Source organism: Catellatospora sichuanensis, from assembly GCF_007483665.1.
In the GTDB taxonomy this organism is placed as follows: Bacteria; Actinomycetota; Actinomycetes; order Mycobacteriales; family Micromonosporaceae; genus Catellatospora; species Catellatospora sichuanensis.
The window spans coordinates 49,161-68,004 of the sequence record NZ_ML660192.1 but is presented as its reverse complement, the minus strand read 5'-3'; the positions used below and the strand labels follow the sequence as shown (position 1 = coordinate 68,004).

Annotated in this window: 16 protein-coding genes; 8 read left to right on the top strand and 8 right to left on the bottom strand. The window is 68.9% G+C overall.

Going from position 1 to position 18,844, the window contains the following annotated elements:
* Positions 1–125 precede the first annotated feature (125 nt).
* Positions 126–488, bottom strand: coding sequence for a PadR family transcriptional regulator (locus tag FLL47_RS13605; RefSeq protein WP_186315715.1), 363 nt, complete (start codon positions 486–488; stop codon positions 126–128).
* Between the two features lie 123 nt (positions 489–611).
* Between FLL47_RS13605 and FLL47_RS13600 the strand changes: the two genes are divergently transcribed.
* From FLL47_RS13600 to FLL47_RS13585, 4 genes are all read left to right on the top strand, one after another.
* Positions 612–1,316, top strand: a complete 705-nt coding sequence (locus FLL47_RS13600) for a hypothetical protein (protein ID WP_144120879.1) — start codon at positions 612–614, stop codon at positions 1,314–1,316.
* Positions 1,317–1,514: 198 nt separating this feature from the next.
* Positions 1,515–2,342: a hypothetical protein gene (locus tag FLL47_RS13595; protein WP_144120878.1), complete on the top strand. Its 828-nt coding sequence runs from the start codon at positions 1,515–1,517 to the stop codon at positions 2,340–2,342.
* Between the two features lie 283 nt (positions 2,343–2,625).
* Complete coding sequence (locus tag FLL47_RS13590; RefSeq protein WP_144120877.1) at positions 2,626–3,612, top strand: cellulose binding domain-containing protein; 987 nt, start codon at positions 2,626–2,628, stop codon at positions 3,610–3,612.
* A gap of 152 nt (positions 3,613–3,764) precedes the next feature.
* Positions 3,765–4,370 (top strand): P-loop nucleotide/nucleoside kinase family protein, encoded by a 606-nt coding sequence (locus FLL47_RS13585; protein ID WP_144120876.1) that lies wholly within the window; start codon positions 3,765–3,767, stop codon positions 4,368–4,370.
* Positions 4,371–4,438: 68 nt separating this feature from the next.
* Here the strand turns inward: FLL47_RS13585 and FLL47_RS13580 are convergent, their stop codons facing one another.
* Positions 4,439–5,770 carry an SMI1/KNR4 family protein gene (locus FLL47_RS13580; RefSeq protein ID WP_144120875.1) on the bottom strand — a complete coding sequence of 444 codons (1,332 nt, stop codon included), beginning with the start codon at positions 5,768–5,770 and terminating at the stop codon, positions 4,439–4,441.
* Between the two features lie 447 nt (positions 5,771–6,217).
* On the opposite strand from FLL47_RS13580, the gene FLL47_RS13575 reads away from it, so the two are divergent.
* Positions 6,218–7,495 (top strand): pectate lyase, encoded by a 1,278-nt coding sequence (locus FLL47_RS13575; protein WP_186315714.1) that lies wholly within the window; start codon positions 6,218–6,220, stop codon positions 7,493–7,495.
* Between the two features lie 418 nt (positions 7,496–7,913).
* Positions 7,914–8,522, top strand: coding sequence for a VOC family protein (locus FLL47_RS13570; RefSeq protein ID WP_144120874.1), 609 nt, complete (start codon positions 7,914–7,916; stop codon positions 8,520–8,522).
* A 644-nt stretch (positions 8,523–9,166) separates the two neighbouring features.
* Here FLL47_RS13570 and FLL47_RS13560 read toward each other — a convergent pair.
* A complete protein-coding gene (locus FLL47_RS13560) occupies positions 9,167–10,612 on the bottom strand; it encodes a family 43 glycosylhydrolase (RefSeq protein WP_144120873.1) in 1,446 nt (481 codons plus the stop codon).
* 427 nt (positions 10,613–11,039) lie between these two features.
* Entirely contained in the window at positions 11,040–11,441 is a 402-nt protein-coding gene (locus FLL47_RS13555; RefSeq protein ID WP_144120872.1) for a hypothetical protein, read from the bottom strand.
* Between the two features lie 79 nt (positions 11,442–11,520).
* Here FLL47_RS13555 and FLL47_RS13550 point away from each other — a divergent pair, with 79 nt between their 5' ends.
* Positions 11,521–13,677 (top strand): CRISPR-associated endonuclease Cas3'', encoded by a 2,157-nt coding sequence (locus FLL47_RS13550; protein WP_144120871.1) that lies wholly within the window; start codon positions 11,521–11,523, stop codon positions 13,675–13,677.
* Between the two features lie 624 nt (positions 13,678–14,301).
* Positions 14,302–15,060 (top strand): VOC family protein, encoded by a 759-nt coding sequence (locus FLL47_RS13545; RefSeq protein ID WP_144120870.1) that lies wholly within the window; start codon positions 14,302–14,304, stop codon positions 15,058–15,060.
* Between the two features lie 185 nt (positions 15,061–15,245).
* Here the strand turns inward: FLL47_RS13545 and FLL47_RS13540 are convergent, their stop codons facing one another.
* From FLL47_RS13540 to FLL47_RS13525, 4 genes are read right to left on the bottom strand one after another with little or no spacing between them, the layout of a single operon-like run.
* On the bottom strand, positions 15,246–16,448 hold the full coding sequence (locus tag FLL47_RS13540) for an ABC transporter permease (RefSeq protein ID WP_144120869.1): 1,203 nt from the start codon (positions 16,446–16,448) through the stop codon (positions 15,246–15,248).
* On the bottom strand, positions 16,445–17,152 hold the full coding sequence (locus FLL47_RS13535; protein WP_144120868.1) for an ABC transporter ATP-binding protein: 708 nt from the start codon (positions 17,150–17,152) through the stop codon (positions 16,445–16,447). Before FLL47_RS13535 ends, FLL47_RS13540 begins: the two co-directional genes overlap by 4 nt.
* Positions 17,149–18,210 carry a peptidoglycan-binding domain-containing protein gene (locus FLL47_RS13530; protein WP_144120867.1) on the bottom strand — a complete coding sequence of 354 codons (1,062 nt, stop codon included), beginning with the start codon at positions 18,208–18,210 and terminating at the stop codon, positions 17,149–17,151. The genes FLL47_RS13535 and FLL47_RS13530 overlap by 4 nt, the downstream gene beginning before the upstream one ends.
* A complete protein-coding gene (locus FLL47_RS13525) occupies positions 18,207–18,806 on the bottom strand; it encodes a hypothetical protein (protein WP_144120866.1) in 600 nt (199 codons plus the stop codon). Before FLL47_RS13525 ends, FLL47_RS13530 begins: the two co-directional genes overlap by 4 nt.
* Positions 18,807–18,844: the final 38 nt, after the last annotated feature.

The following is an 18,844-nucleotide window of genomic DNA, read 5'->3' as shown; positions in this document are numbered from 1 at the left end:
CCGCACAGTCGGCCACCGGCGAGTGGCGGGTGCGGCTTCCAGCAGCGTGCTGAGCAGCTCATCGCGGCGTGGTCCGGGCGGGTAGACGGCCAGCAGACGCCGGTACCGCCGGGCCAGGTCGCTGTTCACCACGCCGCCCGAAGCGCGGCGGCCGGTCCGAGGCCGAAGCGCTGGCGTGCCGCGAGCTGGCTGGTTGCCGCTTCCAGGCTGCGGCGCAGCCGTTCGGTCTCGACGCCCAGTGCTTCGGCGCCGTCGCTGGTCAGCCGGTAGTACCGCCGGGTGCGCCCGTCCACGATCTCGTCTCGGTCGAGTTCGACCAGCCCTTCGGCCGTGAGCCGGTCGAGGGCGGCGTACAGGGTGCCGGCTTGGAGGGTCACGGCGCCGCCGGACAGCTGGGCGACCTGCTGCATCACGCTGTATCCGTACCGGGGTTGGGAGGCCAACGCTGTGAGGATCCAGAATGTGGGTTCACGCATCGTCGTTGCCATGACGGCCAATATAAAGATGATCTGAACGTGCCGTCAAGAGCAGGTTCCGGAGTCGTCAGTGGTGTGCTGCCGTCAGCAGTCGGCGGGGCAGCGCAGTCCACTGGTCCTCTTTAAGCTCCCCTGGTGACCGGTGCTCCAGGCGAATCTCCGGCGTCGTGGAACGCTACGGCGCGCGCGAACCCGGCCCTTCAGGTGAAATCGGACTTCGATTCGACATGGCCACAGCCGGGCGACGCTCTTGGCCGGGACGTCATGCCCATGCCCAGGCGGGCCCCACGGCTGGCGACCGTGCTGCGGATCGGGGCTGCCGTACTGGTGTTGCTAACCGTCGGTACGTGGCAGATGGTGGCTCGCCTGTACGGGCTGGTTCCTGGTGACTTCGTCCTCGGCGACCCGCCGTCGGCGGAACACCGGACTGGAAGCAGTGAACTGGACATGAGCTACGCCTCTGGCCCTGACATCCGATACCCGGTCCGGTTCTCGATGCGCAACTCAAGCTCGCTCCCGGTCACCGTCGTCGGTATCGACGACGTCTCGGATGTCATCACCATCGAGGACCCGCGGATCGAGACTGCCGGCGGTGAGCTCCGCCCCTTCCCTGCTGCGGTCGACCCCCGTGGCGAGTTCGTGGTGGTGTTCACGCTGCGGATCCGGACGCCCGCCGACGAGCCCTGCCGCAAGCGTGCGCTCGGGGCGCTGGAGCTGCGCTTCTCCGTGCTGGGCGTCTCCCGGCGGCAGCAGATGTCAGATCATGATGTGACCTTCCGGGCCCCCGGTCGCGAGTGTGATCAACTCATCCTGGCTCAGCCGGGTGTGCCAGGCATGTGAGGACCGGGATGACCTCGGCGGTGCTCACAGAGGTGCACCTGCAGTAAAAGCCGGGCGCACCCATCGACCTGCATCGGGTGAACAACTCTCCCAGGCCATCGTCAGTTTCGCCGTCGCGGTGGCGTCATGGCGGATCAACGACGGTCACCCTGACCGTACCGTGACGCGACCGTGACTTCCGTGCCGACCCTGGCCCACATGAGAATTAAACTCGCCGCGCTACTCACCATCGCGACAACTGCCGCGATGTTGCAGATAGCGACTCCAGCACAGGCCTTCATCGGCCTGTACCAGGTGAATGCCGTGAGCCCGGCCAACGCCAACTCACCGAAGAACATCTCCGCGGCATGCGCCGCCGGTGACGACATCGTCAGCGTCATGGGGCAGGTCAACAATGGCGCTGGTGACGTCCTTCTGACTCGTGCCTACATCGATGCCGCCGGCGGCGGGACCGCTTCTGGCATCGAGGCCATCCCGACAGGCGTGGCCTGGACAGTCGAGGTCACCCTCGTCTGTGCAACAGCCGGCTCGCTCGTCAACCGGTCCGTGGTGCAGACGGTGTCTGCCTCCAACATGAATGACAAGTTCCAAACCGCGGCCTGCCCTGCGGGCGACAACATCGTCGGCGGCGGTTACTTCCTGACCGACGCCTTCGGCAACGTGTCCATTGACGAGGTCTCCTACAACGCGGCGATGACGCAGCTGTCCGTTGCGGCCTACGACAATGCGGCCGTGGGCAATTATACGCTCACGACGCAGGCCGTTTGTGCTGATCCTCTGCCCATCAGCGATTACTGGAGCGCCACCTCCGCGTTTAACCCCACCTCACCTAAAGGCAGCAACGGGGCTCCTTGCCCAGTCGGCTCGCAGGTGTCCGCAGTTGGTGGCGTGATCACCGGTGCGCTCGGTGCCGCGTCGATCGCTACGCTCACCCCGCTGCCTGTGGGCGGCGGCATCGTGGCACGCGAGGTCGGCCCGTTCGGTGGCAACTGGAGTGTGCAAATGCAGCGCATCTGCATCGGGTAACGGTCCGAGTTAGACCCGCCGCGCCCGGTCCTCCTCCAAGGAGGAGGACCGGGCATGTTTACGCCCACCGGTCGGCGGGGTTCCAGGTCCGCTTGGATGTCAGGCTGTCGGCGGCCATCTCGCGTTCGGTGGGGTGTAATTCGATGCGTGTCGGCTGGTGTAGCGGGGGCCTTCGTGCTCGCCGGCCTGGCGGGCGGCCTGGCCGTACGGGCACGGCTACGGGAACGGGGACCGGTTCGTGACAGCGCCGACCGCGGCAGTGGCCGTTGCCTATGATTGATGGATGTCTCTAGGATTCATTGATATGAGACTATCAACCGCTCCTGTACGTCGGATCGCCCGACTCGCCACGGCAGTCGTCGTGGGCGTAGGAGCGATCATCCTCTTGCCCGCGCCGGCACACGCGGCGACCGTGGCCTTCGTCAAGGAAAGCCAGTGGTCCAGCGGCTACGTCGGCAAGATGACCGTGCACAACCCCAGTCCGGCGACGCTCACCTCGTGGCGGGTCGAGTTCGACCTGCCGGCCGGCACCACGCTCGGCTCGTACTGGAACGCGAGCATGACCCGTGACGGCAGCCGCTTCGTCTTCACCAACATGTCGTGGAACGGCACGCTGACCGCCGGCGCCTCGACCAGCTTCGGCTGGGTGGCGAGCGGCAGCGGTGAGCCGCGGGGCTGCACGGTCAACGGCGCACCCTGTTCCGGCCCGCCGGCGGTCGACGTGACGCCGCCCTCCACGCCGACGAACGTTCGCTTCGCCACCGGTTCGTTTACCGGCATCACCTGGTCCGCGTCCACTGACGACACCGGCGTCGTCGAGTACCAGATCTTCCACCGGTCCACCCAGATCGGGACCTCGACGACGACGAGCTACAGCATGCCGACACCGCCACCGATGGTCACGACCTATGGGGTGCGGGCTGTCGACGCGGCCGGCAACATCTCCGCGTTCGCGCCGCTGCACGTCGGGCAGCTGCCGGACTCGATCCCGCCGACCGCACCCGCGAACCTGCGGATCGGTGGCATGTCGCCCGCCCACCTGACGGTGCGCTGGGACGCCGCGACGGACGAGACGTTCCTGGTCGGGTACGAGATCTACCTGAACGGCACGCTGATCAGCAAAGTCGGCGGCACCAGCGGATACGTTCCGTTCACCGGTTTCGGGATTTACACGGTACGGGTGCGGGCCTGGGACGCTTCGGGCAACTTCGGGCCGTACGCCCAGATGAGCATCGCCATCGACCCGCCGCCGCCACCACCGGCACGCTGACGTCGGTCTGCCGGGCGTGGCGTGTGCAGTCATGCCACACCCGGCGTTGCCTGTTTCGCACCTACCGTCGCCCATCTCTGCGGCGGCGGACTGGCCGACTTTGCGGTCTGGTCGCGAATGCTTGTCGGCAAGTGTCGGGCACCATGGATCACATGAATCAGACGGTGGGCGATACGCGGGTGGGCCAGGCACCCACACTGTTCTTGATGGTGGGCCTTCCGGGGTCCGGGAAGACCGTGCGAGCGCGGGAGCTGGCGGCGGAACGTGGAGCCCTGCAGCTCACCGCCGATGACTGGGCGCTGTCCATCTTCGGCCAGGAAGACCGTCACCAGGCGCGGCCCGACGGCAAGCGGTGGCTGTTGGAGGGCCGGCTCATCGCACTGGCCATCGACGTCCTGCGGCTGCGGCTCAGCGTCGTTCTTGACTTCGGACTCTGGTCGCGCGATGAGCGCTCCGCCCTGCGCTGGATGGCCGCTTCAGTGGGAGCGTCATGTGAGATCGTGTACCTGCCGGTGGAACGCGAGGTGCAGTGGAGCCGGATTCAGAACCGCTGGAAACATACGCCAGAGCAGACATTCCCTATGGCAGAGGCGGAGCTCGACCCCTGGAGAGAGCAATTCGAGGTCCCCGACTCAGACGAGCTCTCCGGTTCGTTTCTGCCCTCGCCGCCGCCTGGGGATGAGAGCTGGTTTGACTGGGCTCAGCGATTTTGGCCCTCCCTCGCTCAGAGCTTGAACGGGCGGCTCACCGAGAGATGAAGGTTTGCGGAGCGCCGTCTTCGTCGGCCTCGCGGTCCGGCTGGTGTTCGCCTGACCCGGACCGGCGATCAGAGCTGCACGGCAACGTCGATCACTTGGATCGGCTCCTGGTTCCAGGCGGCCAGCAGACCGTTGACCACCTCGACCGTGTCTGTCCAGCCGGCACGGCCACTCAGGCCGGCGGCCAGCAGGGTCGACGGGACCTGCCCGGCGCGCAGCAGCTGCTGCCAGCCCGCGACGTCGAGCTGCAGGTATTCCAGCGCGGGCAGTTCGGTGACGGCGGGAAGATCGGCGACGGCGGCGGATTCGGTGACCAGGGTGCGCAGCCGGTGGCCGGCCAGCGCGGACAGGTCGCAGGGCGCGGCTGCGGCTCTGATGTACAGCACCTCGGTCGTCGGTTGGACATCGGCGAGGGTCTTGCCGCTGCGCGATCCGACCCGCACCAGCAGTCCGCCTTCCGGGCCCGGTTTCGCCAGGGTGGCGGGCCGCTCGGTGAGCAGCTGGGTCAGGGAGGGCGCCAGCCAGCGGGCGCCTGCCGACATCTCGTGGTCGACGAACAGCACCTGGCCGAGCGTCCCCTGCGGCCCGGGGGCGAGGTCGACGACGTAGAGGTTGCCGCCGCCGTCCTCTCCGACCACGAACCATGCCGGCGAGGCTGCCAATTGCTGCATCCGGCCGTGCGGATCGGGCGCGACGACCTCGGTCGCGCCGTGCGTCCAGGACAGGTACCGGGCCTGCGGTTCCAGATAGGCGCGGGCGGCGGCGTCGGTCAGTGGCACGATCCGCAGGCCGTAGAAACGTTCGCGGTCGGTGGGCTGCAGGATCAGGGTGCCCTCGGCCGCGGCGAGGAAGAGTGCCCGGACGTCGTCGGGCAGCGCGACGCCGAGGTCGGCCTCCGCCGCGTCCAGCTCCGACGGGTCGGCCGGCCGTGCGTCCGGTAGCAGTTGCCGGACCAGCGCGGTGACCGTGGCCGCGTCGGCGCCGGCGGATACGGCGGTGTCGTAGCGGACCGGCTGGCGTCGGTAGGGCTCCGGATGCGCTCCGGCGACCAGGTGTACGTCCTCCAGTAGGTCGCTGCCCATCCCGAACGAAACCTGCGGCGTGCTGGGGACGATGCTCACCATCGCCGCGCCGGAGGGGGTCGTGATGCCGCGTACCGCGACGGCCTGTCCGCCGGTCAGCTCGGCCAGCGGTCTGAGCATGTCCGTCGGCCGCTCACCGCGCTCCAGGCTCAGACCGGGGAGGCGGTGGTCGCCGTCGTAGGCGATCGAGCCGCCGAACGCGCCCGGCGCCATCGTGCCGCGGAACTCGGCCTGCCCTGCCTCGGGGGGAATGCTGTTGCGCAGCGCTGTCACGAACGGACGCCAGGCATCGGCCTGGAACAACGTGGCGTCGATCATCGGCTGATCGTAGGCGGCGGGTCGGACGACCCACAGGCTCTCCGGAGGGTTTCTGCCTTTCCTGCCCGCTGCCCGCGGATGAGAGCTGGTTTGTCTGGGCTGAGCGATTCCGGCCGTCCCTCGCTCAGATCTTGAACGGGCGGGTCCCCGCCTCGCGATGCCTCTAGTCACCGAAAGTAGTCACGTGGGGGGTTCGCTCGCTCCGCGCCCTCAATTTGCGCCCGGCTCGGCGTCACCGGCTGCTGCGCCTTTGTCCTAGTCATCGTGGGGCAAGTGGACGATGCGGTAAACGGGAACGCTCCCATCATCGAGCATCACCTATTGACCGGCTCCGGCGGATGCCCTACGGTACGGCTTGGTAAGCGCTTACCCGATTACGCACCGTCCCGTCCCCACTCCCATCCTCGCCACCGAACTGGATCATCGGTGGACCCTACGGAGGAACCCATGCACACATCACCCACCGCCCGGAGGCGGCGGCCGCGGCTACGCCTGGCACTCGCGATCACCACGGTCGCGACCGTCGTCGGCGGCGTCGCCCTGGCCTCGATGATGCCGGCGTCGGCCGCCACCATCGACACCAGCGCTTACTACCAGCTGGTCAACGTGTTCAGCGGCAAGGCGATCGAAGGCAGCAACGGCCCGGTCGTCCAGCGCAGCTCGGACAGCTCGGCGTCCAACCAGCAGTTCCAGTTCCTCGACATGGGCAGCGGCTACTACCGCCTCAAGTCGAAGGCCAGCGGCAAGGTCATCGAGATCGCCGGCAGCAGCACCGCCGACGGCGCGACCGTCCAGATGAACGCCGGCGCCGGCAGCAGCGCCTACCAGCAGCAGTTCTCACTGCTGGACAACGGCAACAACGTGGTCCGGTTCAAGAACCGCAACAGCGGCAAAGCCCTGGACGTGTGGGAGTGGTCGTCGGCCGACGGCGCCCGCATCTCGCAGTTCCAGGACCTCAACGGCACCAACCAGCAGTTCCGCCTCGTCAAGGCGGGCAGTGGCGGGACCAACCCGACCCCCACTCCCACCCCGACCGGAGGCAGCGGCGGCCCCAGCGCCACGTGGCCGACGTCGGCCGGCTCGGCCAGCGTCTCCGGCACGATCAGCGTCTCCGGCACCTTCGACGGCGGCATGAAGACCTACTGCTGCATCGGCGACGGCGGCCAGGACGAGAGCCAGGACCCGATGTTCAAGCTGGCCAACGGCGCCACGCTGCAGAACGTCATCCTCGGCTCGCCTGCCGGCGACGGCGTGCACTGCGAGGGCACCTGCACGCTCAGGAACGTGTGGTGGAACGACATCGGCGAGGACGCCGCCACCTTCAAGGGCACCGGCGGCGGCACGTCGTACGTCATCGGCGGCGGCGCCCGCTCCGGCAGCGACAAGGTGTTCCAGCACAACGGCAACGGCACCGTGAGCATCAGCGGCTTCTACCTGAAGTCCGCCGGCAAGCTCTACCGTGCCTGCGGCAACTGCTCCAGCTCCTACCAGCGAAACGTCAAGATCGATAACGTTCTTCTGGACGACATCGACATGGTCGCCGGTATCAACAGCAACTGGGGCGACATCGCGACCATCACCCGGGTCACCCTGGTCAACAGCTCCAGCGCCACAGTCTGCGGCAAGTACAACGGCGTGCCCAAGGGCAGCGAACCTTCGTACCTCGGCGAGGGCTGGAACGACAGCAACTGCAAGGTCAGGGAGAGCGACATCACCTACCGGTAGGCCGGCACCGGCCTGACCGAGTTCTCACCCAGGCGGCGTCCACCGACAGGTGGGCGCCGCCTGCTCGTACGTCGATGAGTTGCCCGGACGGCATTCCGCCCAGGCGACGTCGGGCGGGTCGCCCGGCTCGTTCGGTGGCCATGACCTTGCCGATCTCGGCCTGGCAGACCTCCACCGACGACGACTGCAACTTCGCCGCTACGCCGGGTCGGTGGTCCGGCACTTGCCTGCCTGGACAACAACGCCGAGCACTGGGCGATCGGCTTGGCTCCGTCTCGCGGATCGTGGCCCTGCGTGTGTCTCCGTGCGCCGGCTCCGTGGCGGCTTCCGTGGTCACCACGGATGTGGGCGGGCGGCCCGGGAGGCGAAGCTGTGCTCAGACACAGCGATCTACGACAGCCTCCCGAAGGAGCACGCCATGACCTCCATCGACCACCTCATCCTCGAAGTCACCGACCTGGCCGCCGCCGACTCGTTCTACACCGCAGCCTTCGGGCTGGGCGAACGCATCCGCGTGCGGGCCGGCGACGAACCGTCGGCCGGATTCCGCGGCTACGTGATCTCGCTGGTCGTGCCCCAGCCATGCGACGTGGACAGCTTCTTCGGCACAGCCGTGGCCGCTGGAGCGACGACGCTCAAGCCGGCGAGCAAGAGCTTCTGGGGCTACGGCGGCACCATCCAGGACCCGTTCGGCACCATCTGGAAGCTCGCGTCGGCGGAGAAGAAGAACTCCGGCCCCGCCACGCGGCAGGTCAACGATGTGGTGCTGCTGCTCGGCGTCGACAACGTCAAGGCGACCAGGCAGTTCTACGCCGACCGCGGCCTGCCGGTGACCAAGAGCTTCGGCAGCAAGTACGTCGAATTCGGCACCTCGACCATCAAGATGGCGCTCTACAGCCGCAAGTTCGCCGCCAAGGACTCCGGCGTGTCACCCGAGGGCTCCGGCTCGCACCGCATCGCCGTCGGCAGCGACGCCGGAGGCTTCGTCGACCTCGACGGCTTCCGGTGGGAGGCCGTGTCCGCCTAGGTTCTGGCTCACAGATCATGTCCGTCGGGTACGGCGCGTAGCCGGTCGAGGGCTTCGACGAGGTCGAGGGTGGCTTGGTAGTGGCTGGCCAGCTCGTCGAAGCGGGTCGCCGGTCCGCGCCAGTGCTTGCGCCGGTCGAACCCGCGTTCTACCTGGTTGCGTCTGCGGTATACGGCGCGGTCGAAGTTCGGTGGTCTACCACCGGAGCGGCCGCGCCGCCTCCGGTTGGCGATCTGGCCGCTGGCTCCGGGAAGACCGTAGTGATGTCCCGTGAACGCAGCAGCGCCCGGTTGGCCCGCGATGAGCTCGCCTTGTCGCCGGTCAACGAGTCCGGTCGCTTGCGTGGTCGGCCGATGCCACCGGGACGCGGGACCGCGACCTGACGACCTGCCGGTGGTCACGCCACTGACCGCCACGAGCGGGCTGCGCCGGAAGCAACGGCTCCAGCACAGCCCACTCGGTGTTGCTCAGGTCTCCACGGGCCATACACGTCTAACGAACCAGATTCATGGTCCGCGAGACCGAGCCTGGCCGCCACCTTGTCGCGTCGAGCAGGCAGCGGCCCCGGACCGATCTCACGAAAGCGGGGGACCGGCCCGGGCCGCGGCGAGGCAGACCTTCAGATTGGCGACATCGGTGCTGCTTTAGCCGCGCCGCCACTGCTGGGCGGCGTTGCCGTTGCAGGTGTAGAGCGAGATCCGGGCCCCGTTCGCGGCGTTCCATTCGAAGTTGTCCAGGCACATGTTGCCGGCGACGTTGCGCAGTGAGAACCAGCCGGTGCCCCGGTCGATGATCTGCCACTGCTGGGCCGTCGTGTTGTTGCAGGCGACCAGGCCGACGTCGGCGTTCAGTGCCGTGCTGGCGTTGATGTCGGTCAGGCAGGTGCCGGTGTTGCGGTTGCGGATCTCGTACCAGCTGATGCCCTTGTAGTTGAATTCCCACTCCTGCGCGGCGTTGCCGTTGCAGTCATACAGCCGAACGAGCGCGCCGGGGGTGGTGTCGAGGTTGTAGTTGTCGACGCAGCGGTTGCTGTGCCGGCCCCGGATGCCGGGCGCGGTCATTGCGTTCGGCAGCGGCTGGCCGAAGAACGGGTCGCCGTTGTCGCGGAAGTAGAGCTGCTGGAAGCGAGTGTGCCGGTTCGGGTCGGTGAGCGCGTCCGGCGTCGGGGTGGCGTAGTCACGGGCGTGGTAGACCAGCACGTCCGTGGTGTTGTCCTCGGCCACGGTGAAGCTGCCGTGGCCCGGGCCATAGACCCCGTTCGCGGTCTGGAACACCGGGTTCGGGTGTTTGTACCAGGAGGCCGGATTCAGCAGGTCGGCGGTGTCGTAGGACGACAGCAGGCCTAGCTTGTACCGGGAGTCGGTCGCCGAGGCCGAGTAGGCGATGTACACGCGGCCGTTCTTGACCAGTGGCGATGGCCCTTCCACCACGCCGGCGACGCCTTCCTTCTCCCAGGCGTACGTCGGGCGCGCGATCTCGGTGACCGTGCCGGTGATGGCGGTGGCGCCGTTCATCCGGGCGATGTACATGTGGCTGTTGAAGTTGGTGGACGGGCTGTCCTGGGCCCAGGTGAAGTAGCGCACTCCGCGGTTGACGAACGTCGCCGCGTCGAGCTGGAAGGACTCCCAGCCGGTGTTGAAGCGCTGGGGTGCGGTCCACGCGCAGGTCATCGGGTTGGCGCAGGTGTTGCGGATCCAGTAGAGCCGTTGGTCGAACCGGGCGGTGTTGGGCGATGCCGAGAAGTACATGTACCAGGCGCCGTCGATGAATTGGATGTCCGGTGCCCAGATCCAGCCGCTCAGTGGGCCGCTCGACGGTGCGGTGAAAGCGTTGGCGGTCGCGGCGTTGCCGAGGCCCTGCAGGGTCGTGGCGCGTCGCAGTTCGACCCGTTTGTAGTCGGGGACCGAGGCGGTCATGTAGTAGTAGCCGTCGGTGTGCTTGTAGATCGCCGTGTCGGCGCGCTGCCGGATGACCGGGTTGTTGACCGTGATGAACTGCGCGGTGGCCGGCGGGGCGAACACGGCCAGCAGCACGATGATCGTGCCGAGCGCGACCGCGAATCTTTGACGGACGCGGGTGAACGTTGCCATCGGCGGGCTCCTTCGGGGAGAGGTGGGAGGGGTTGCGCTCGCGGGCGAGGGCGGTTCTCGGCGGGGTTCTAGCGCGCGATCGGGTCGCTTTGTGATCGCTAACAGCCTCTCCAGTGGTTACGGGGATGTCAACAGCAGGTTTCGATGCGCTGGGCGACGCAGGTGCCTGTGCTGTGGGCATCGTGCGTCACCAGAGTGGCAGGCTGCAGGTCGCTGAAACGAAGGTGTGAGCGTTCACATGGGTGAATGCCTTGGCGACGTTGATACGCGGCGCTCCGGCGCGGCCACGCGGGCGGATCGGCGGGCAGGTCGAGCCCCGCTGACCGTGGGCAAGCGACAGTCGGGGGCGGGGCTGTTGACGAGCGGCGGGTCGGCTCAGTTGGACCGCGAAGTCCGTCACCTGGTTCGTGGCAGGGAAGCCGTCGATCTACGAGGCGCCGGCGAAGAGGGTTGGCCAGATCGCCGTGACGATGCGCAGGATCCACGCCTCGCCACTGCGGTGCGTGTTGCGGTCCGGGTCGGCGCTGGACGGGCACGGAACGCCGATCTCGTTGCGTTCGCGGGCCGTGCTGGCGACGTTGTGGCCGGTCAGCCGCGGGGCGAGGAACCTCCGCACGGTCGGAGCGGTCTGCGGATCTGTTTTGACCGCCGCGATCTCGCTGCGATACGCCCGCCGGATCGGAGACCTCCGTGCAGCGTTGATCGCCGTCAGCCCGGCCGGAAGCCGGGCCGCCGAAGCAGGCCGCCGCAGCAACTCGGCAGCCGCGTCATGCGCCTGCCCCGCCGTATCGGTGTCGCGCCCAGCGTGCTCGACCTCGGGCCGAGTCAAGGACTTCCTCATCGACCGGTTCGCGGGCAAGGCCTTCACCCCAGGCGGCTGCTGATTCTGAACCGGTAGGGTGCGGATCGTGGACGGGTTCGAGGGTTTTATGCGTACCGCGACAGGTCACGCTCCCTACCCGTACCAGGCGCGGCTGGCCGCCGAAGGGCTGCCCGAGCTGCTGAGCGCACCGACGGGTGCGGGTAAGAGCGTCGCGGGCGTGCTGCCCTGGCTCTACCGGCGGCTGGTCGCCGCACCGCAGAGTACGCCGCGCAGGCTGGTGTACGTGCTGCCACAGCACAGCCTCCACGATCAGCTGATCGAGCAGATCGGGCAGTGGCTGGACAGGCTCGGCTGCGCCGACGAGGTCGGCCTGCACCCGATCACGGACGGCGGCTGGCGGCGTCATCCCGAGCGGACTGCGATTCTCGTGGGCACCCATGACCTGATGCTGAGCCGTGCCCTGATGCGCGGGTTCGGCGACGCGACCGAGATGGCCCCCGTGTCGTACGCGCTGCTGCACACCGACACCCAGTGGGTCTTCGACGAGATGGACCTGCTCGGCCCCGCGCTGGCGGCGAGCGTCGAGCTCCAGCGGCTGCGGGACGAGGTCGGCACGCCTTCGCCGACCAGTACGATGTGGATGTCATCGGATGCGTCTCTGCCATCGGTCCGGCGGATCACCCGGCTGGACGTCGACCCCGCGAACTACATCGACGGGCTCGTCGGCGCGCTGACGGCCGCGCATGTCCCCGGCACCCAGACCATCGCCGTGCTCAACACGGTGGAGCGGGCGCGGGCGCTGTACGCAGCGCTGCGGGAGGCGGGACGGGACGTCCTGCTGATCCATCCGAGGTTCCGGGCCGCGGACCGTCGGCGTCTGCTTTCCGAGCTCGGCGAGACCGGGCACGACCGGATCGTCGTCTCGGCGCAGGCGCTGGAGGCCGGGATCGACGTCTCCAGCCGCACGCTCCTGACGGAGCTTGCCTCCGTGAGTTCGATCGTGCAGCGGGCAGGGCGCTGCAACCGCTACGGCGAGCACCCCGAGGGCGGGGACCTGCTCTGGTGCGAGCCGCCGACCGGCGGAGATCCTGACGTGGCTCGCTGGCTCCTGGATCCTGACGGGCCGCCGGTCCGTCCGGACACTGCGCCCCGTGAGGTCCTGCGTCTGCAGGACCTGCTGGAGCTGTTCGACACCGCCGACCCCGACACGGACGTCAGCCGCTGGATCTGCGACGCCGCCGACCTCACGATGATGGTCGCCTGGCGCGACGGCGAGCCCTCCGACGCCGATCCCGGCCCCGGCCGCGACGAGCTCTGCCAGGTCCCGCTCGCCGACCTGCAGCAGCGGGACCACGCCTGGGTCCGGGACCGGCTGGACGGCCGCTGGCGGCAGGCGGTGGCCGGGGACCTGCAGCCCGGCGCGACCGTGTTGCTGGAGGCCGAACACGGCGGCTACCTGCCGGACGAAGGCTGGGCCCCGCAGAGCCGCACCCCGGTGACGGCCTTGGCCCTGCCTGCCGGCACGCAGACCTTCGCCTGCACCAAGTGGGTCAGCCTCGACCAGCACCTCATGGAGACCGAGGAGGAGGCGCGCCTGCTCCTCGACGCCCTGCCCGGCCTGCCCGCCGAGCAGCGGGAGGCCGTGGCCCGGGCTGCCCGTTACCACGACCTCGGCAAATGCCACGAGGTGTTCCAGGAGATGCTGCGCGCAGGCGGCGGTGACTTCCCGGACGGCCTGCTGGCTAAGTCCGCAGCCCCCTACAACACGGGCCGCTCCCGCCGGCCGCACTTCAGGCACGAGCTGGTCAGCGCGCTGATCGTGCCGGACGGACAGCCGCTGATCAACTACCTGGTCGCAGCACACCACGGCAAGGTACGGATCACCGTGCGCCCGGCGGGGGAGGAGGCACCCTTGCTCATGGGCGTGCGCAACGGCGATCGTATCCCGCCGATCGAACTGTCCACCGGCGAGCGGTTCCCCGCCCAGTCCCTGCAGACCGATGTCTTCACGGTCGGCCCGTGGACCGAACGGGCGAAGACGCTGCGCGACGACCTCGGTCCCTTCCGGCTCGCCTACCTCGAGACCCTGGTTCGCGTTGCCGACTGGCGTTCCAGCGCCCGCCACGACGGCCCAGTCTCACCAGGTGACGGTGAACTCGGCCGGGGAGCTGGTGATGATTGTCGGCTTCCAGGGCGGGGCGTCGGCGGGCAGGACGAGATCCGGCGTGGGGAACGGGCTTAAAGGTCCTGGCAGGGGTCGAAGTGCGTGTAGCCACTCGTTGATCACGGTGACGTGGATCGTGGCGAGGAGGCAGACGGTGAACTTGTCGTTGCGAGCGGCCGTGACTCGGTTGCGTTTGAGCTGGTTGATGCCACATTCGACGGCGTGCCACTGCCGATACACGGCTGGGTCGAAGGCGGGGGGGCGTTCGCCTCGGGAGGTTTGGCTTTGCGGTGGGCGTCGTGGTCGATCTTCGGAATGCACGCCTTGATTGCGCGGCGGCGCAGCAGTTCCCGGTCGGCGCTGCAGGTGTAGTCCGGGTCGGCCAGGACGAGGTCCGGCCGGGTCCGAGGGCGGCACTTGGAGGGTGCGGGGGCACGCGGATGCTGGCAGGACACCTGCGAACTGACGGCTAACGCTCCGATGGCCGGCGGTCAGTGGCATCGACAGGGGTTTGCGGCCCTGGTCGCAGGCCAGGTGCAGCTTCGTCGTTCAACCCGCCGCGTGATCGGCCGAACGCGTGGTCCTCTGGCTGCCCGACCGTGTTGTGAGGGCAATCCATCGACGCAAACTCGGCCATGTGCGGAAAACGCTGTGACCGGCCACAATGCGGTAGCGACAGCTGCGAGGGGGAAGGCACAGAACATGAACGAGGCGACGAGCCAGCCGACCGAGACGACCGTGCCGCTACTGCCGTGCGTGTCCGCCGACGACACGCTGGCGTTCTACCAGGCGCTCGGCTTCCAGGTCACCTGGCGGCAGACCAAGCCGTACCTCTATCTTGCCTTCAAGTTGGGCGGCTTCGACCTGCACTTCAAGAATCCGCCGCAGGGGCTGGACCCCAGCGAGGAGAACAGCGGCGGCTGCCTGGTGCTGGTCGACGCGGTCGCGCCGTACCACGCCGCCTTCACCCAGGCGATGCGCCAGGCTTACGGCAAAGTGCTGGCCACCGGGCTGCCCCGGCTCACCCGCTACCGACCCGGCGCCAGCCGCTTCACCCTGATGGACCCGTCCGGCAACTCGATCGTCTTCATCCAGCGCGACGAACCGGAGGAGGTGGAGTACGGCGGCTCGAAGAAGCTCGAAGGGCTGGCACGGGTGCTCGACAACGCCCGGATTTACCGCGAGTTCAAGACCGACGACCGCGCAGCCTACCGCGCGCTCACCTCCGGGCTGCGCAAACACCGCGACCAGGCAGCGCCGATCGACCGGGCGCTGGCGTTGGCGGCGCTGATCGAGCTGGCGGTTGCCATGGGCGAACCCGCAAAGATCGAGACGTACGCCGCGGAGCTGCGGACCGTCCAACTCACCGAGTCGGAGCGCGAACGAGTCGACGCGGAGCTGCGCACCGCGGCAGACCTCGAGATCTGGCTGACCGCCGATCCGCCGGCGGACGGCCGATAAGCGTCTGGCATCCGGTACGAAGGGGTGCCCAACATCGTTCGGAGCACCCTGCTGCGCGTGCGCAACTTGTGCACAGTCAGAACGGTTCAAGTCGTTGAAATGCGCGATCTTCTTGCGGCAGCCGGTCCCGACCTGACTGGCGCAGGTGGGCAGCCAGCGCCTGGGCCGCCCACCTGCCATCGCGCTCAGCCGCTCAGCGCGGAGGTCGGCTCCAGGCGGCTGGCCCGTACAGCCGGGTACAAGCCGGCGAGCGCGCCGATGAGCAGTGCCGCACCCAGGCTGCCGCCGGTGGCCCAGGCGGGGACGAACACTGGCCAGTTCTGGCTGGAGGCGTACAGTCCGGCGGCGACGGTGCCCATGATCACGCCGCTGGCGCCGCCGAGGCCGGATAGCAGCAGTGATTCGGCCAGGAACTGCACGCGGATCTGGCCTCTGGTGGCGCCCAGTGCCCGGCGTAGCCCGATCTCGGCTCGTCGCTCCAGCACCGAGATCACCATGGTGTTGGCGATGCCGACCCCGCCGACGAGCAGCGCGACCATGCCGAGTCCGAGCAGGGTGCCGCTGAGTGTCGTGTCGGTGGCCTGTTTCGCGGCGAGTGCGTCGGAGGGCCGGGACACGCGGACGTGTTGGGGTGACTGCGGGTCGGCGGTCCGTCCGAGGACGTCACGGACGGCGTTGATCTGCTGTTCGTCGGCTCGTATGTATACGACGGTGGGGCGGCCGTCGAAGTCGAGGTAGGTGCGGGCGGCGTCCCAGCCGACCAGTGCGGCGGAGTCGAGGGCGGGTACGAGCGGGGCGGGGTGGAGGATGCCGACGACGATGAACCATTCGCTGCCCAGCCACAGGCGCAGGCCGGGTGCCGGGATGTCGAGGCGTCGGGCGGCGACGGAGCCGAGGACGACCGCCGGGTAGGTGGCGGTGGCGTGGGTGAACCAGTTGCCCTCGCCGACGGTCAGGCCGAGGGTGTCGAGCAGCCCGGATTCGGCGGCGAGGACTTCGACGCTGCTGGTTTCGGGGGCGGGTATGTGGTCGTTGCGGTAGACGGCGGCGGTGACCTTGCCGGTGGCGCTGACCGATACGACGGGCCCTATCCGTCCGATCATGGCGACGGATTCCTCGGGTAGTGATTCGGGGCGGCCGTTGCCGGCTTCGCCGGGTACGACGGTGAGCAGGTTGGTGCCGAGCTGTTGCAGTGTCTGGTCGAGGTGTGCGCGGCTGGAGGTGGTCACTCCGACGACTGACAGCATGGCGGCGATGCCGATCGCGATGCCGAGTGCGGACAGGAAAACGCGTAGGGGCCGGGCGCGTAGGCCGGCGACGCCGAGGCGGGCCAGGTCGGCGGGGTTGAGTCGAGCCGGGCGCAGTCTTCGTGTGGCTGGTGTGGTCATGCCGTCACCGCGACGGAGTCGTGGACGAGTCGGCCGTCGCGCAGGGTGATCTGCCGGGGCAGGTTCGCGGCGATCTGCTGGTCGTGGGTGATGACCACGACGGTGGTGCCGGCGTTGTTCAGGCCGCGTAGCAGCGACAGGACCGAGTCACCGGAGACCGAGTCGAGGTTGCCGGTGGGTTCGTCGGCCAGCAGCAGTGCCGGTTCGCCGATGACTGCGCGGGCGATCGCGGCCCGCTGCCGTTCGCCGCCGGATAGTTCGTGCGGCCGGTGGCCGAGCCGGTGGCCGAGTCCGACCCGTACGAGCTGCGCTTCGGCTCTGGCTTGGCGTCGGCGCATCGGCACTCCCGCATAGAGCAGCCCGTCGGCGACGGCGTCGAGGATCGGGACGCCGGCGGCGAGGTGGAACTGCTGGAACACGAATCCGATCTGCTGGGCGCGTAGGGCCGACACGGCACGGTCGTCGAGGCGGGCCACGTCGTGGCCTGCGATGCGGACCGAGCCGGCCGACGGCCGGTCCAGGGTGCCGATCAGGTGCAGCATCGTGGACTTGCCTGAGCCGGAGGGTCCGACGACCGCGGCGAGTTCGCCGTGACCGATGGTGAGGTCGATGTCGGCCAGCGCGGTGACGCCGCCGGGATAGGTTCGCGACACTGCGGTCAGCTGTACGAGAGGGCCGTCGGATTTGTCGGTGTGCTCGCTCATGCGGGGATCCCCACCGTCGTGCCGTTGTCGATGCCTGCGGCGCTGATCTCGACACGCCCGTCGGAGAACAGGCCGACTTGCACCGCCACGATGCGGGCGCGGTCGGTGACGACCTCGACGCCGTATCCGCCTTCGGCCAAGGCCAGCAGGGCGTTGACGGGAACGGTCAGGACGTCGCGGCGTTCTTGCACGATGTACCGGATGGTGACTCCGGCGCCGTTCTGGGTGCCGAGGGCTTGCTGCGCGGCGTACGCGATGGTGATGGTGACGTTGGCGCCGCTGCTTTCGGTGCCTGCCGCGGGTTGGGCGTCGGTCACGGTGGTGACCGTGCCCGGGGTGGGTGTGCCGCCGTGGGGCGACAGGTTGACTTTCGCGCCTGGCACGGCCCAGCCGGCCTTGGACCGGTCCGCGGTCGCGGTCACGACCCTGGTGCTGCCGGTGTACTGGAGGATGTCGCCGGTAGCCGACGCGCCGACCCGCACCAGCTGCGCGGAGATCCGTACCGGGCCCGACGCGTAGATCACCCGGTCGCGGTCGATGCTGCCGGTCTGCGGCAGGTCGAGGCTCTTCTGCCACCGCTTGACGGCGGTGGCCGTGGCGGGCGAGAACGTGTCGTCGACCTCGAAGCCGCGCAACCCGAGGGCGGCGAGGTTCTGCTCGAACTGCATGACGTCTGCGCCGACGACCCCGGCGCCCAGTGGCCGGTACATCGGCAGCGGCCCGTAGAGCAGCAGTACGGGTAGGTCGTCGGCGCGTAGCAGCTGCCCGCCGCGCCTGACGGTGGCACCCACGGCGGGCAGCCACGTCACGGTGCCTGTGGCGTTCGAGGTGACGGGGGTGGCCGGGCCGTAGCCGAGCGTTCCGGCGACGGTGATCGCTTCGACGAGGGTCTGGCGGGTCACCTTCGTCGTGGCCGCCGGGCCGGTGCGGCGGTCCGCGGGCGGGTCGCTGCCGCCACCGAGGCCCAGGGCAGCCGCCACCCCGACGGCCAGCAGCGCCAGCACGGCCACGCTGAGGCCCGTCGTCGCTGCGCGGGTGCGCCAGAACCGGGCGGTCATCCTTGGACGACCTTGGTCGGGTCGTACTCGGCTTTCGGTTTGCCTTCCAGCACCGGATCGCAGATCTGCAGGGCGCGCTGGTTGGCGTCATGCTCGGCCGGGGTCAGCTCGCCGCCGAGCCCGTCCAGCGGCCACTCGCCGTCGGGGCCCGGATCGGGCCAGGTGGGCATGCCGTTGTCGCGCATGCACTTGGCGTACTGGCGGCGGTATTCCAGCTGCTGTGGGGTCAGCGGCGGCAGCCTGGGCTCCAGCTCGGCCGGGATGGTGGCGTGCAGGTCGGCGCAGGCGCGCTGCGCGGCGACGAATCCGGGGTCGGTTTTGGGGATCTTCGCGCCCGCCAGGTAGGCGCCCAGGTCGACGTGACCCTTGGCGTCAGGGTCGGGGATGTTGTGTCCCTGCTTGCGCACGCAGCCGACCCACGCCCGCTGCGCGTCGACGTATCGGGTGAGCGCACTGGCAGCGGCAGTGGCGGTGGGCGCGGCCGGGGTTTCGGCCGAGGCGACGGTCGGCGAGGCCGGGGCGTCACCGCAGGCGGCCGTCCCGAGCAGCAGTAGGAGACCGGTTGCCGCAGCAGCGTTGCGGTGTTCTCGGGACATGACGGAGCCCTTCGGGAGGTGGGATGGGAGGTGCTGGT

Excerpts from the sequence above, each read along its gene's own strand:
- FLL47_RS13580 (WP_144120875.1), bottom strand. The coding sequence starts at position 5,770 with ATGATCGACGCCACGTTGTTCCAGGCCGATGCCTGGCGTCCGTTCGTG.
- FLL47_RS13590 (WP_144120877.1), top strand. The coding sequence starts at position 2,626 with ATGTCTCTAGGATTCATTGATATGAGACTATCAACCGCTCCTGTACGT.
- FLL47_RS13605 (WP_186315715.1), bottom strand. The coding sequence starts at position 488 with ATGGCAACGACGATGCGTGAACCCACATTCTGGATCCTCACAGCGTTG.
- FLL47_RS13525 (WP_144120866.1), bottom strand. The coding sequence starts at position 18,806 with ATGTCCCGAGAACACCGCAACGCTGCTGCGGCAACCGGTCTCCTACTG.
- FLL47_RS13530 (WP_144120867.1), bottom strand. The coding sequence starts at position 18,210 with ATGACCGCCCGGTTCTGGCGCACCCGCGCAGCGACGACGGGCCTCAGC.
- FLL47_RS13540 (WP_144120869.1), bottom strand. The coding sequence starts at position 16,448 with ATGACCACACCAGCCACACGAAGACTGCGCCCGGCTCGACTCAACCCC.
- FLL47_RS13575 (WP_186315714.1), top strand. The coding sequence starts at position 6,218 with ATGCACACATCACCCACCGCCCGGAGGCGGCGGCCGCGGCTACGCCTG.
- FLL47_RS13585 (WP_144120876.1), top strand. The coding sequence starts at position 3,765 with ATGAATCAGACGGTGGGCGATACGCGGGTGGGCCAGGCACCCACACTG.
- FLL47_RS13595 (WP_144120878.1), top strand. The coding sequence starts at position 1,515 with ATGAGAATTAAACTCGCCGCGCTACTCACCATCGCGACAACTGCCGCG.
- FLL47_RS13545 (WP_144120870.1), top strand. The coding sequence starts at position 14,302 with ATGAACGAGGCGACGAGCCAGCCGACCGAGACGACCGTGCCGCTACTG.
- FLL47_RS13560 (WP_144120873.1), bottom strand. The coding sequence starts at position 10,612 with ATGGCAACGTTCACCCGCGTCCGTCAAAGATTCGCGGTCGCGCTCGGC.
- FLL47_RS13570 (WP_144120874.1), top strand. The coding sequence starts at position 7,914 with ATGACCTCCATCGACCACCTCATCCTCGAAGTCACCGACCTGGCCGCC.
- FLL47_RS13535 (WP_144120868.1), bottom strand. The coding sequence starts at position 17,152 with ATGAGCGAGCACACCGACAAATCCGACGGCCCTCTCGTACAGCTGACC.